At 73.0% G+C, this 12,647-nt stretch carries 18 protein-coding genes; 12 read left to right on the top strand and 6 right to left on the bottom strand.

Annotation, left to right across the window (positions count from 1 at the left end; genetic code table 11):
* Positions 1–19 precede the first annotated feature (19 nt).
* From HNR12_RS16070 to HNR12_RS16090, 5 genes are read left to right on the top strand one after another with little or no spacing between them, the layout of a single operon-like run.
* Positions 20–199 (top strand): hypothetical protein, encoded by a 180-nt coding sequence (locus HNR12_RS16070; RefSeq protein ID WP_179768246.1) that lies wholly within the window; start codon positions 20–22, stop codon positions 197–199.
* Complete coding sequence (locus HNR12_RS16075; RefSeq protein ID WP_179768247.1) at positions 196–1,977, top strand: asparagine synthase-related protein; 1,782 nt, start codon at positions 196–198, stop codon at positions 1,975–1,977. Before HNR12_RS16070 ends, HNR12_RS16075 begins: the two co-directional genes overlap by 4 nt.
* On the top strand, positions 1,971–2,231 hold the full coding sequence (locus HNR12_RS16080; RefSeq protein ID WP_308118425.1) for a PqqD family peptide modification chaperone: 261 nt from the start codon (positions 1,971–1,973) through the stop codon (positions 2,229–2,231). Before HNR12_RS16075 ends, HNR12_RS16080 begins: the two co-directional genes overlap by 7 nt.
* A complete protein-coding gene (locus HNR12_RS16085) occupies positions 2,228–2,668 on the top strand; it encodes a lasso peptide biosynthesis B2 protein (protein ID WP_217781897.1) in 441 nt (146 codons plus the stop codon). The genes HNR12_RS16080 and HNR12_RS16085 overlap by 4 nt, the downstream gene beginning before the upstream one ends.
* Positions 2,665–3,780 (top strand): protein-L-isoaspartate O-methyltransferase family protein, encoded by a 1,116-nt coding sequence (locus tag HNR12_RS16090; RefSeq protein ID WP_179768248.1) that lies wholly within the window; start codon positions 2,665–2,667, stop codon positions 3,778–3,780. The genes HNR12_RS16085 and HNR12_RS16090 overlap by 4 nt, the downstream gene beginning before the upstream one ends.
* A 66-nt stretch (positions 3,781–3,846) precedes the next feature.
* Here HNR12_RS16090 and HNR12_RS16095 read toward each other — a convergent pair whose 3' ends face one another.
* Positions 3,847–4,185 (bottom strand): hypothetical protein, encoded by a 339-nt coding sequence (locus HNR12_RS16095; RefSeq protein ID WP_179768249.1) that lies wholly within the window; start codon positions 4,183–4,185, stop codon positions 3,847–3,849.
* 408 nt (positions 4,186–4,593) lie between these two features.
* On the opposite strand from HNR12_RS16095, the gene HNR12_RS28540 reads away from it, so the two are divergent.
* On the top strand, positions 4,594–4,851 hold the full coding sequence (locus tag HNR12_RS28540; RefSeq protein WP_308251274.1) for a DUF1622 domain-containing protein: 258 nt from the start codon (positions 4,594–4,596) through the stop codon (positions 4,849–4,851).
* A 354-nt stretch (positions 4,852–5,205) separates the two neighbouring features.
* Here the strand turns inward: HNR12_RS28540 and HNR12_RS16105 are convergent, their stop codons facing one another.
* The 4 genes from HNR12_RS16105 to HNR12_RS16120 all read right to left on the bottom strand — a co-directional run bounded on the left by HNR12_RS16105 (position 5,206) and on the right by HNR12_RS16120 (position 8,461).
* Positions 5,206–5,928, bottom strand: coding sequence for a 5-formyltetrahydrofolate cyclo-ligase (locus HNR12_RS16105; RefSeq protein WP_179768250.1), 723 nt, complete (start codon positions 5,926–5,928; stop codon positions 5,206–5,208).
* 368 nt (positions 5,929–6,296) lie between these two features.
* Positions 6,297–7,187 carry a hypothetical protein gene (locus tag HNR12_RS16110; RefSeq protein WP_179768251.1) on the bottom strand — a complete coding sequence of 297 codons (891 nt, stop codon included), beginning with the start codon at positions 7,185–7,187 and terminating at the stop codon, positions 6,297–6,299.
* Positions 7,184–8,065: a bifunctional diaminohydroxyphosphoribosylaminopyrimidine deaminase/5-amino-6-(5-phosphoribosylamino)uracil reductase RibD gene (ribD, locus tag HNR12_RS16115; protein ID WP_179768252.1), complete on the bottom strand. Its 882-nt coding sequence runs from the start codon at positions 8,063–8,065 to the stop codon at positions 7,184–7,186. Before ribD ends, HNR12_RS16110 begins: the two co-directional genes overlap by 4 nt.
* Positions 8,066–8,068: 3 nt before the next feature.
* Positions 8,069–8,461: a hypothetical protein gene (locus HNR12_RS16120; protein WP_179768253.1), complete on the bottom strand. Its 393-nt coding sequence runs from the start codon at positions 8,459–8,461 to the stop codon at positions 8,069–8,071.
* 246 nt (positions 8,462–8,707) lie between these two features.
* Between HNR12_RS16120 and HNR12_RS16125 the strand changes: the two genes are divergently transcribed.
* The 5 genes from HNR12_RS16125 to HNR12_RS16145 all read left to right on the top strand — a co-directional run bounded on the left by HNR12_RS16125 (position 8,708) and on the right by HNR12_RS16145 (position 11,793).
* Positions 8,708–9,157: a roadblock/LC7 domain-containing protein gene (locus HNR12_RS16125; RefSeq protein WP_179768254.1), complete on the top strand. Its 450-nt coding sequence runs from the start codon at positions 8,708–8,710 to the stop codon at positions 9,155–9,157.
* Positions 9,158–9,159: 2 nt separating this feature from the next.
* Positions 9,160–9,450, top strand: coding sequence for a MarR family transcriptional regulator (locus HNR12_RS16130; protein ID WP_179768255.1), 291 nt, complete (start codon positions 9,160–9,162; stop codon positions 9,448–9,450).
* Complete coding sequence (locus tag HNR12_RS16135; RefSeq protein WP_179768256.1) at positions 9,447–10,724, top strand: styrene monooxygenase/indole monooxygenase family protein; 1,278 nt, start codon at positions 9,447–9,449, stop codon at positions 10,722–10,724. Before HNR12_RS16130 ends, HNR12_RS16135 begins: the two co-directional genes overlap by 4 nt.
* Before the next feature lie 119 nt (positions 10,725–10,843).
* Positions 10,844–11,458, top strand: coding sequence for a class I SAM-dependent methyltransferase (locus HNR12_RS16140; protein ID WP_246425098.1), 615 nt, complete (start codon positions 10,844–10,846; stop codon positions 11,456–11,458).
* On the top strand, positions 11,455–11,793 hold the full coding sequence (locus tag HNR12_RS16145) for a beta-ketoacyl synthase N-terminal-like domain-containing protein (protein WP_179768258.1): 339 nt from the start codon (positions 11,455–11,457) through the stop codon (positions 11,791–11,793). Before HNR12_RS16140 ends, HNR12_RS16145 begins: the two co-directional genes overlap by 4 nt.
* Here the strand turns inward: HNR12_RS16145 and HNR12_RS16150 are convergent.
* Positions 11,679–12,098, bottom strand: coding sequence for an NAD(P)H-binding protein (locus HNR12_RS16150; protein WP_179768259.1), 420 nt, complete (start codon positions 12,096–12,098; stop codon positions 11,679–11,681). The two genes, HNR12_RS16145 and HNR12_RS16150, sit on opposite strands and share 115 nt — an antisense overlap.
* Positions 12,099–12,215: 117 nt before the next feature.
* Here HNR12_RS16150 and HNR12_RS16155 point away from each other — a divergent pair, with 117 nt between their 5' ends.
* Positions 12,216–12,647, top strand: coding sequence for a winged helix-turn-helix transcriptional regulator (locus HNR12_RS16155; protein ID WP_179768260.1), 432 nt, complete (start codon positions 12,216–12,218; stop codon positions 12,645–12,647).

Raw genomic sequence — 12,647 nt, forward strand, 5'->3', positions numbered from 1 at the left:
CGCACCGAGAAAGGCCGCCATGACCACCGAACCAGCACCCGCCCCGCCGGCCGACGAATACGAACCGCCGCGCCTGACCGAGGTCGACGGCTTCGCCGCGATGACGCGCGGCCAGTACGCCTCCGAACAGGCTGACGACAGCACCAACGGGGGCTACTGGTCCCAGCCGGTGGGCGGGACCTCCCCCCGCCTGTGGTGACCCCCCTTCCCGGTCTGCGGGGAGCCTGGTGGCTGGCGCTGCCGCGCACCGCCGCCAACGAGCTGGAGCACCACGCCCCGGTCGTCACCCGCCACCCGTGCGGTCGGCCCTGGGTGCTGGGCGCGCCGGGCCCGGTCACCACGGCCGGGGCCGGCGCGGTCAGGGCCGTGGCCATCGGCGAACTCCTGGCGCAGGAAGGCGAGTTCGCCGCGGCGCTGCGCGCCGCGGCCGCGTGCGGCGACTTCGATGCGCTGATGGGTTTCCCCGGCAGCTACACGGTGCTGGTCAGCGCGCCGGGCCGCATGCTGCTCTACTGCGACGCCGCCGGGCTGCGGCCCCTCTACACCGCCCGCTGCGCGCACGGGGTGGTGGCCGGCGACCGGGCGAGGCTGCTCGCCGCTCTGGCCGGCGCCGGCTTGGACGAGGTGTGGGCGGCGGGACGCTTGTGCGCCCCTGATGTGCCCTCGGCCATCCGCACGACGCGGAGCCCCTACCGGGGCGTGGCCCCGGTTCCGGCGGGGTGTCGCGCGGTGCTGGGCGCCGAGGAGCCGCGGGCGCGCATCGCCCGCTACTGGCACCCGCCCGCCCCGGTCCTGCCGCTGGAGGAGGGGGCGCGGCGGGTGCGCGCGGCCCTGGCCGAGGCCGTCGCCGGGCGTGCGCGGCGCAGCCGGGACCCGGTCTGCGTTGCGCTGTCGGGCGGTATGGACTCGGCGGCGCTGGCCGCGCTCGCCGCAGAGGCGGTGGGCCCCGGCCGCCTGCGGCTGGTCACCCTGCCGTCGGCGGCCAGCGGCGACCTGCCGTGGGCCCACAAGGTCGCCGCCCACCTCGGCGCCCCGCTTGAGGTGCTCGATGACGCGCCCGACCTGTTCGCCGGTCTGCCCGGCGTGCTGCCGACCACCGATGAGCCGCCGCCGGCGGCCGGGGCCGCGCGCATCGCCCGCCTGGCCCGCGCCGCCGGCAGCGGCCCGCACCTCAACGGCCAGGGCGGCGATGAGGTGGTGGGGGTGCCGCTGGCGCACCTGCGTCACCTGGTGCGCGCGCCCCGGCGCGGGTTCCTGCGGCACCTGCGCGGCCACGCCGCCCTGCACAACACCACCAGCGCCGCGCTCCTGCGCCACGCGCTGGCCCCCGCCTCCCCCTCGCGGTGGGCCCGCACGGCCGCCGCCCACCTGGACACCGCACCCGACGCCCTCGGCGCGGCCATGGGCTGGGAAGCCCATCCCCGCCTGGCCTCGTGGGCGACCCTGCGCGCCCGCCGCCTGGTGGCCGCCGCCCTCACCCACGCGCCCCTCAACCCGTGGGCCGACCTGGCCACCCACGCCGCCCTGGCGCGGATCCGCACCTCGGCGGCTGCGGCCGCCACCTACCGCCAGGCCATGGCCGGCATCGGCGGGCCCGAGCCGGCGTTCCCGTTCTTGGACCGGCCGGTGGTGGAGGCGTGCCTGGCGGTGCGCCCCGAGGCACGCAGTGACCCCTGGAGGGCCAAGCCGCTGCTGGCCGCCGCCCTGCGCCCCCTGCTGCCCGACCCGGTGCTGGAGCGCTCCACCAAGGCGAGCTACACCACCGACGTGCACCAGGGGTGGGCCCGCCACCGCTCCCACCTGCTCGGACTGCTGAGCGAGCCGCACCTGGCCCAGGCGGGCCTGGTCAACGCCGACCGCCTCCACGGCGCGCTGGAGCGCTGGGGTGCTGCCGGTCCGGCACCTGCCTACGTGACCGGCCTGGTGGGCCTGGAACTGTGGGCCCGCTCCGTGCTGGGGGAGGCGGTTGCGTGCTGAGGCTGCCCGATCACGTTGCCCTGACGGCCACCGGCGACGGCGCGATGCTGCTCGACACCCGGACCGGGCGCGTGTTCCACCTCAACACGACCGGGCACCACGCCCTGCTGGGGGCGCTGGCCGGCGGGCCCGACGGTGCGGCGCGGCGGCTGCGCGAGCGCTACGGCATCACCGCTGAGCGCGCCCGCAGCGACGCCGCCGCCGTCCTGGCCGCACTCGCCCAGCACCATCTCCTCGTGGAGAGTGCGCTGTGAGCGTCGAGGTGGTCCTGCGGAGCCCGGGCCACCCGCCCAATCTCACCCGGCGCCTGCACGCCCTGGCGGCGGTGGCGGCGGCCCGGGTGCTGCTCGCCGCCGCCCAGGGGCGCCCGGCACGCCTGCACTCGGCGTTGGCGCGCCTGCTCGCCGGCGCGGCGCCCGCCTCACCCGCTGCGGCCGGTGCCGCGCACGACGCCGTGGTCGCCGCGAGTCTGCGCTGCGCCGGCCCGCACGGCTGCCTGCTGCGGTCGGTAGCCGTGGCGCTGCTGTGCCGCGCCTGGGGCGGCCGCGTCCGCTGGGTGGTGGGGTTCGCCTCGCCACCGCCCGCCTCCCACGCCTGGGTGGAGACCCGGGAGGGGCCCGTGGGCGAGCCCGAGGACCCAAGAACCGCCTTCACCCCCGCACTCACCACCGACGAGGAGCCTTCACCGTGACCACGGCACCGGCCGCGATCCACCAGCGCCTGCGCGACTACGCCGACCGCCTCGCCGAGCAGGGGGCGCTTGCCACCGCCGGCGTGCGCGACGCCTTCGCCCGCGTTGCTCGGCACCGCTTCATGGAGGCGTTCTACTTCCGGGGTGAGCGCTACGAGGTCCCCCAGGACGCCCTGCCGTCCGAGGAGGTCCTCGACATCGTCTACAGCGACGCGTCGCTGTTGACCATCATGCCCGCCGACCCCCAGGAGCCCGCGTCCTCCTCCAGCTCCCCCCTGGTCATGGGGCCCATGCTGGAGGCACTGGACCTGCGGCCGGGCATGCGGGTCCTGGAGATCGGCGCGGGCACCGGATACAACGCGGCGCTGATCGCCGCCGTCACCGGCGCCGAGGTCCTCACCGTGGAGGCCGGCGCCCAGGCGGCGGCCGGCGCGGCGGCCGCCGTCAGCCGCCTCGGCTTGGAGGACCAGGTCCGCGTCGTGCACGGCGACGGCTACCTCGGCCACCCCGATACCGGGCCGGGCGCCTTCGACCGGATCATCGCGACCGTGGGCATCGCCGGGGTGCCCCCGGCCTGGTTCGACCAGCTCGCCCCCGAGGGGTTCGTCCTGGCCCCCCTCGCCCACGCCGGCGTGCACCCCGTGATGAAGGTGCGGCCCGATGGCACCGTCGGGGTCTGCCTGTGGGCCGACTTCATGCCCGCGGTGGGGCCGCTGCGCCCCGCCGAAGCCGCGGGCCGCACCCCCGGGGCCACCCTCCAGGGAGACCCCGCCACTGTCCCCGATGTCGTGCCACTGCTGGGCGACGCCTACAACGACGCCTGGTTCTCCCTGGGCGCGGGCGAGGAACGCGTCACCCGCGCCTACCTCGCCGGCACCGACCCCCTCGGGGGCATGTGCGCCCTGGTCGCCGACGACTCCCGCGCCTGCTGGCTGCGCACCGACGGCTCGCTGATGCACACCGACGCCGCCACCGCCCAGGACATGGCCGCGCTGCTCACCGCCTGGGACAAGGACGGCCGCCCGATCGCACAGGCCTGGAGCGCCCGGCTCCGGCCCGCCGCCACACGCGATCCCCTGCTCGTCCCCGCCGAGTGGTCCCTCACCCGCTGACGGACACGGCCGGGCCGGCCGCCCCGGCGCGCAGCGGCGGGAGGCACACCGTTCGGCGTCCGCCTCTTACAGCACCCATCCGGCAGTGGTGTCGCCGACCCGGAGGGCGCCCAGCCGGGGGGCCGGGAGCGCCTGGGCGGTCTGGGGGTAGTAGACCCAGAACGTCGCGGTCAGCCGGTCGTCGGTCAGGGGGTGCTCGATGTCCAGCGGCTCGGTGACCGGGAAGCGGTGGCTGGTGAGCCAGCGGGTGAGGGCCACGGCGGTGCGCAGCCGCGGGGCGTCGGCCGCTGAGCTGATGCGGACCAGGGCGGGGGCGTCGGGGGCGAAGTAGACGCCGGTGGCGTGGTGGAGCAGCAGGCGCAGGCCGCCGGTAGGCAGGCCGGCGCGTTCGCACAGCGCGGCCACCGCGGGATGGTGGGCAGAGGTCTTGGCGGTAGCGCATCCAGCCTGCAGGCGACGAGGACGAAGGCGGGCAAGAGGAAGGCGAGGGGGCGTCCCGGGGAACCGGGGCGCCCCCTCGCGGTTGGTGTTCCGGCGGACGCGCAAGAGGGCGGAACCGACGGCGTCCTCGTTCGAAGGGGGAGCGGCCGCGAGGCAACTGGCCTCCGCCGGGCCTCATCGGTCACGTGGAGGCGGTGGTTAGGCCGGGCCGCCGTCGGGCAGCCGTCCCCGCGACGACCGGCGAGATGAGGGCAGTATGGAGTTCTCCGAGGTGATCGAGGCGGTCGGCAAGGGGCATCGACCTGGCGGGGGTGGCCGCGATCGCCGTGGGCGCGGCGGCGGTGACCGCTGTCTTCTTCTACCGGATCGCGCGTGGGCTCTCCGTCACCGACGGCATACCGCCCCTACCGCCAAGGTCTGGGGCGGGCGATCCTCCTCGGGCTCGAACTCCTCGTGGCGGCCGACATCATCCGCACGGTCGCCGTGGCGCCGACGTTCCGCAGTGTCGGTGTTCTCGCCGGCATCGTACTCATCCGGACCTTCCTCAGCTTCTCGCTGGAGGTCGAACTGGAAGGCCGCTGGCCCTGGCAGTCCCGCAAGCCGACCACGCCCGCGGTCACCGACCGGTGAGTACCCATGCCCAAGCCGCAGCCTCAGGAAGTCGTCCCAGGGGACGTGCGGAGCTACGCAGTCCACACAGCTGTCGAGGCCAGGTTCTTCCCGAAGCTCGCGCCGGGCCGCCTGCGCGGGGGTTCATTGGCCTGGCCATGCCGCCGGGGATGTCCCAGTGGGGCTTGTAGGAGAGGTCGACCAGAAGAATGCGGCCGTGGGTGTCGTGGATGATCACCTCGGCCGCCACGCGTTTGCGTGGTTGGGTGCGGTTGCCTTCCGCTAGATGGGCCTGCCATGCTTGCGGATCGCGCTGGTAGAGGGGCGCCCCCGAACAGCCAGGGGCGTCCCCTGGGGTTTTGCCGTGGGGGTCGCTCACGCTTCTTCCTGGAGGCGCCGAAGAACGGGGATCGCCGCGATCTTCTCGGTGGGCATCTTCTCCCATGCGATTCCCAGCCTTCGGGGGCCGGGACGGCAGAATACGACCTCCTGGGGTGTCACGATCGCGTCCACCCGGACGTCGTGTGGGGCCTCGGGCAGCGGCTCATCCAGCACCTGGAGATCGTGCACCGTGGTTACGATCATGGTCTCGGCGCTGATCAGCCCGGCCTGCCCGAGCAGGGCGATCTCGATGTCGCTGTAGCCGGCGCCTTTACCCAGGCGGACGCCCTCCCGGTTGACCGCGACGCTGCCGCACACGACAACGTCGATGGGCCGCATCCCCTCGAGTCCAACACGCTGGGCGTACCGGGCGGCTCCCTCAGCAGTGACCGCCTCCTCCCAGATGACATGGGATTGGCTGGGGTCGAGGTCGAAGAACGGCTTCGTCCCGGCGATCTTGGGAACGGCCATGTACACACGCTTGCCGTCCTGAACGGCGTTGAGGCGCACCTCGGCCTGCGCGCGGTCCGGATTGGACTTGACGACCCGGCTGCCCTGCCACGCCGACAGACCAGCAAGCCGGTGTGCGGCCTGGTCGGCGCCGGTGAAGTCGGGAATCTTGCCGTAGACGCTGCCGCGGCGTCCGGCGCTGTGTGCGTCCAGCAGCGCCCAGACGCGACGACGAACGCCGCCTTTCGCATCGTCAATGTCGGTCATAGTGCTTCCTAGCTGGCAAGAAGGGTGAACAAGCGTTCTCGAACATCGGCGACGGCCCCCAAGTCACACCAGGGAGCCAGTGCGCGTGCCGCGTCAGCGGTGAGGGAGAGCGCTCCGCCGGCGTGGGTCACCTCAACCACGTCCAGGGCGCGGCCCAGAGTTGCGGCTGCCTCCTCCGGTTGCTGCCGACGGGCCAAGGCGAGGGCGAGGTTGGCCAGGACCAACCCTTGCGACTTCGCCCGACCCATTTGGAGCAACGCTGCTTGTTCGAGGTGGGTCTGCGCCTGCGCGGGCAAGCCGAGGGCCAGGTAGACCGACCCGGCTATGCGATGCACGCGGCCTGCCCATTCGGGTTCGGGGACAGCAGCCTACTCAGCGATGCGGTCGGTCTCGACCAGGTGGCCTTCGGCCTCGGCTCGGCGCCCGAGGCGCGCATATGCCTCGCTGACATGCAAAGAAACCAAGGCGCGCACGTACGGGACGCCCGTTGCGGCGTTGGCGGCGCGCTTGACCTCGACAAGGGCGTCACGGGGGCGACCACTGTAGAGCGGGATGAATGAGGTGCGCAGCCGCGCTTGGGCGAGTGTGGCCTGATCGCGGGCTTCATGGGCGGCAAGCACCGCCTCGTGGAAGAAAACAGTGGCGGCGTGGCCGTCACGGCGGTGGGAAGCATCCCAAAGAAGTTGCCCCATGAGCAGAGCCGACCGGGCACGCAGCCGTAGAAATCGGTGAGTGCTGCCTGAACGCCGGAGAGCACCGTGGACGAGCCCGGCTTCGCCGAGCAGGACGGCTGAGGAGGCCACATCGTAATCGCGCTCCAACCGGTCAAGATCAGCAAGCAGACCGTCGGCGTCTCCGACTGCGGGAGCATTGATCGCCTCGGGCACTCCAGCGCGCGAGGGTGCAGACGACTGAAATGCGGTCCCGCTTGCTTTGGCGCCAAGCGTTTCAGTACTTCGCCCGGTCGGCCCGTGCTCCCAATGCCTAGGAAGAAGCCCGAGCATACGTCCGGGGATGCGCATTCCATCGGCGATCTGCTGGATCTTCGCGTAGCTTGTGATTGTTCCGCGGCCCCGGGCAAGGGATCCGACGCGCTCCGGTTTGATCTCGCAGGATTCGGCGATGGCGCTGTAGCTGATGCCGGCCCACTGGCGTGCCAGGAAGAAGAGCCGCCCAAAGTCCCGCTTCTCCAAGGCGTCTTCGACGTCCGGCCTTCGCAGCACGTCGTCGGGCAGCGCGGCACGCGGCACGAATGTCACGAGTCCTCCTCCGTGGGTGCGGGGCGACGGGCCGCGTGGATGACGACGGCGTCCGAATCTCGGGTGAGGGCGTCGATGCTGTAGCCAGTGGGAAGCAGTTCCCCGGTGGCCAGCCCGCCGACCTCGACCGGCAGGACCACGGTGATGTGGTCGATCATGCCCGCCCGCAGGAACGGATCCGCTTGAGACCGCCCTCCTCGGAAGAGGACCGTGCGCGCGCCGCCGTCGAACAGCGCGCGAAGAGCTGCGTCCGGTGCGGCCGGGTCGACGCGGCCGGGCAGGTGCAGAATGCCTTCGCCATGGCTGCCGGGTACGGCTTCGCGAACACGGCCGTCGGCGTAAAGGACGGCGTCCATCCTGGCTAGGAGGTGGGAGAGGTCGGCTTCGGCGAGGCCGTGGGGACCAAGCACGCAGGTCCACCACAGGACCGGGCGGCGGGTGCGCAGAGTGGTCATCCAGGGCCCCAGCACCAGGCCCGCCTCGTCGGCGAGTACACCGACCTCGACGTCCACGCCTGCGGCGCGCAGCCGCGCCGCGCCCCCTTCCTCTCGTGAGGTGGGGTCGAGCAGGGCGATGAGGACCCGGGCGATCCCGGCGTCGAGGAGAGCCTGACGGCACGGCGGGGTGCGCCCAGCATGGTTGCAGGGCTCCAGGGTGACCACTGCGGTCGCGCCGCGGGCGCGTTCGCCGGCTTGGGCGAGAGCGATCGTCTCCGCGTGGGATTCGCCTTTGCGCTGGTGGTAGCCCTGCCCCACGATTTCGCCGGACTCATCGAGGATGACGCAGCCCACCGGAGGGTTGGGGGCGGTGGTCCCTAGGCCGTGGGCGGACAGGGCAATTGCACGGCGCATCGCGGCTGCTTCGGCTGGGGTGGCCATGGCCTAATCCTGCCCTGTGTCACCGAGGTCGTGAAGGAGCTCGTCGACGGCGGGGAGTGCCCGGTGGGGGCGCAAAGACTCCGCCAGGGCTGTGATGTCGGCAATGGCGCCTCCGGTGCCGGTGGTGCGTGCGATGGCCAGGGATTCCCGCGCCAAGGCGGCGGCGTGGTCGAGGTCGCCCAGCATGTGGTGGGCGGTGGCGCAGCGGGCCAGGGCGACGCCGCGGTCGCGCTGGTAGACCACTGGCATTCGGGGGATCACCTCTTCGTAGAGGCAGACGGCGCGCTCGGGGCGGCCCAGTGCCGTCCAAGCGCGTGCCCGTTCGAGTTCGATGTAGTCGGGGGTGCAGAAGGCCCCGTGGCCGACGCCGGCGTCGCCGTGGACGTCGGGGCCCACAGTAGCTGATGCCGGCCAATTTCCGAGCGAGGGCGAACACGCGCCCGAAGTTGTGGGCAGCCAAGGCTTGCTGCATGTCCACGCGCTGGAGCACGGCGGGCGGCAGTGCGGCGGGCGGACGCGGCTCTCTCATGGCGCGGCTCGTCCTCCAGGGGGTGTGGGTAGGAGGCGTCCGGAGATCCTACCCATGATGGGGATAGCCCGCAGGGGCAAGACGCCGAGCGTTCTCCTCGACAGCATGGCGGTGTGAGTTCATCCCATCGCCCCGCTGCGTCCGCGTCCCCCGACGACGTCGACTGGCTGCTGCAGCGATTTACCGGAGAGACCTCGGGCGTCGAGCATGCCGTGCTGGTGTCCTCCGACGGGGTCTGCATGGCTACCTCCCGCGGCCTGGACAACGAGCGTGCGGGTGACCTGGCCGCGGTTGTCAGCGGACTGCAGGGCGTGGCCGAGGCCGTCGGCGGCCTCTTCGACCTCGGCGACACCGAGCAGGTGCTGATCCTCATGGCCCGCGGGCGGCTGGTGATAAGGGCGATCAGCGACGGCTCCCGATTGGCGGTGATCACCACCGCCCGCGCGGATCTGAAGGTCGTCGCCTTCCAGATGGCCCGGGTGGCCGATGGTGTGGGCCACGCGCTCACACCGGCCGTTCGCCGTGAACTCCTCTCCTCCGCCACCGACTCTGCGAACACGTGATCATGCCCGACACCCCCCTGTTTGAGCCCTACCGCTTCACGTCTGCGGGACCGCACCGGTCCCGCACACCGATCACCACCGATGACTGGCTGACTCCCACCTCGGCCCCGGAGCCGGTCGCGCCCGTCGCGCGGCAGGTGCTGGCCTGCGTGCGCACCGCCGAGGACTGCACGGTGGCCCAGGCCGCTGCCTCCTGCGACCTGCCTGAGGGTGTGGCCCTGGTGGCGGTCACCGACCTTGAGCGCGCTGGTCTTGTGCGCATCACCCCGGCTGAGGAAGGTGGCGTGCGATGAGCCGCCGGATCCTCATCGTGGGCGCGGGCCAGTCCGGGCTGCACCTGGCCCACGGCCTGCAGGGCGCGGGCTATGACGTCACCGTCATGACCGCCCAGAAGCCGGAGGAGATCCGCACGAGCCTGCCGTCGGTCACCCAGTTCTCCCTGCCCCTGGCACGGGAGGTCGAGCAGCGGCTCGGCCTGGACTTCTACGCCGACCTCGCGCCGCGCATCCACGGCGTCCACCTGGAGCTGTACCCGCCCGGCTACCCCGGCTCGATGACGGTCTCCGGGGCCTTCGCCAGCGAGGCGATCGCGGTCGACCGGCGGCTGAAGCAGGCGGACTGGCTGGAGTACCTCCAGGACCGGGGCGCCAAGGCGATCTTCGCCGGCTGCACCGTCTCCGACCTCGCCTACTTCCCCTCCATGTTCGACCTGGTCGTGGTGGCCACCGGCGGCGGCATGCTCGGTGAACTCTTCCCCGACACCGACGAGCTTCGGGGCGTGGGCGGCCACCGGCGCGTGATCACCCAGGTGCTGTGCGAGGGGATCGAGCCCAGCCCTTCGGGCGCCGACTACGCCGAGGTCATCTCCTCGCCGCTGGGGCGCATCCTCATCGCGCCGATCCTCAGCCCCTACGGCCCCGCGCACTCGGTGTGCGTCATGGACGCCCCCGGCGGCAGCCTCGACGGCTCCCATCTGCGGCCCCAGCGCGGCCACCCCGACCCCGAGGCCGTCACCTCGTGGATCGTGTCCGCCCTGGGCGAGCACTTCCCCGAGGTCTACCCTCGCGTCGCCGGCGCCTCGCCGATCGACGCCCACGCCGCCCTGGTCACCACGGTGCGCCCGCACGTGCGCAAGCCCGTCGCCGCCCTGGCCGGCGGGCACGTCCTCGGGCTGGCCGACGCGGTCGTGCACACCGATCCGCTGGCCGGGCAGGGATGGGCGGTCTCCAGTCTGAGTGCCTCCGTCTACCTGACCCGCATCCTCGACCACGGCGACGCGCCCTTCACACCGGAGTGGATGGAGGAGACCTTCACCGCCGCGTGGCAGTCCGGTGTCAGTGCGGCCGACCGCCTCAGCAGCGCCCTGCACTCCATGTGGGAGCCCGGCGCCCCGCCCCACCTAGCCGAGGTCCTGGCCGCCGCGGCCACCATCCCGACGGTGGCCGACCGGTTCATCGGCGGCCTGGCCGACCCGGCCGACTACGAGAAGTGGCTGTATGAGCCCGAGACCGCGCGCGCCTACATCGCGGCGGTCACCCGGCCCCACTCTGACGCGACTCCGACCTGACCCTGCGGCTCCCGTCTGGAGGCACCACCATGTCCGTCCCCCCGCCTTCGCCACAGCCCTCCGCCGGCTCCTCCACCCCGCCCCCCGGATCGGACTCCCGAGTGTGGAGCCGCCGCAACATGACCTGGCTCTACGACGCCCTGGTCATCCACGGCACCTACCGGGTGCTGTGGAGCTGCCCGTGGCGACGCGTGTTCGCCCTCTACGCCGAGGCCGTCCGCCCCGGCCAGACCGTCCTGGAGATCGGCCCCGGCGGCGGGTACTTCCTCGACCGCCTCAAGCCGCGCGGCATCGAGCTGCATCTGCTCGATGTCCACGACGGGCCGCTGCAGGCCTCCGCGGCGCGCCTGGCCCGGCACCGCCCGGTCACCCACCGCCAGAGCGCGCTGGAGCCCTTCCCGCTGGAGAAGGGGAGCGTGGACACGGCGGTGCTGTCGATGGTGCTGCACTGCGTGCCCGGGCAGAGCGTGGTGGAGAAGGCGGCGGTGTTCGACGGCATCGCCGCCGCCCTCAAGCCGGGCACGGGGGTGTGCATCGGGGCGACCGTGCTGTCCCAGGGCACCGACCTCAGCGCCCTGGGGCGGGCCGGACTGCGCTACCTCAACGCCAAGCAGATCTTCGCCAACACCGGCGACACGCTGAGCGACCTGACGGCCGTCCTGCACGACCGCTTCGCCGACGTGCGCCTGGAGGTGTGCGGCTCGGTCGCGCTGTGGCGGGTGACCGCCCGATGAGCACCTGCGCCCCCGTGCCGGTGGTGGTCACCGGGATCGCCTGCCGCCTGCCCGGCGGAATCACCACTCCCCGCGGCTTCTGGGAGTTCATGATGGGCGGCCGCGACGCCGTCGCGCCCATCCCCGCGCAGCGGTGGAAGGAGATGGTGACGCTGCTGGCCGAGGAGGACCGCCCGTCCAAGCCCTGGCACGCCGGCACCATCGAGATCGACGCCTTCGATCACGCCTTCTTCGGGATCAGCGCGGAGGAGGAGGCCGCCAGCGCCTCCTCGGTCGCGCGGTGCACGCGGGCCAGGCGCAGCGGGTTGGTGTCGGCGCGGACGATCGACGTGTAGGCGACCAGGCCGACCCGGGCGGCCCGCGCGGCGTCCACCACGGCGCGGTGCTGGACGAGGCGCAGGTCGTCCGGGCCGCTCGACGAGACGAACAGCAGCCGGTCGGCCCCGTCGAACGCCGGGGCGAGGGTTTCGGGCCGGTCGTAGTCGGCCTCGCGGACCACCACGCCTCTGGCCGCGAGGTCGGCGGCGCGCTCGGGCGCGCGGACGGCGGCGACGACCTCGGCGGCGGGCACGCCGCGGCGCAGCAGGTGCTCCACGACCAGGCGGCCCAGCCGGCCGCTGGCTCCGGTGACGACGATCATCGAGGACTCCTTCGCGGTCAGGGGAGGGCGCGCCACATCCCGGCGCACCCCAGCATGCACTTTCCAATAGATAGCACAAACTTTTAGAAAGTGCTGTGCGCTGGGTAGTCTGGGTCCATGTCCACGACCGCGCCGAAGACCGGCACCGACACCGGCACCGCCCCGCCCACCGGCGACCCGGAGTTCGACGTGTTCGCCCGGGCCTGCCCGTCGCGGCCGGTTCTGGAGCACCTCACCGGCCGCTGGGGGGTGCTCGTCCTGACCGGCCTGCACGCCCGGCCCGCCCGCTTCAACGCCCTGCGCCGGCGCATCGACGGCGTGAGCGAGAAGATGCTGGCCCAGACCCTCCAGGCCCTCGAACGCGACGGCTTCGTGCACCGCGAGGTCCACGCCGTCATGCCGCCGCGCGTGGAGTACAGCCTGACCGACCTCGGCCGCACCACCGCCGAGAAGCTGCTCGACCTGATCGACCACCTTGAGGGGCACATGCCCGCCGTCCTGGCCGCCCAGCGCCGCTACGACGACGACCACGCCGGCGCCGGGCGCTGA

Source organism: Streptomonospora nanhaiensis (genome assembly GCF_013410565.1).
Classification (GTDB): Bacteria; Actinomycetota; Actinomycetes; order Streptosporangiales; family Streptosporangiaceae; genus Streptomonospora; species Streptomonospora nanhaiensis.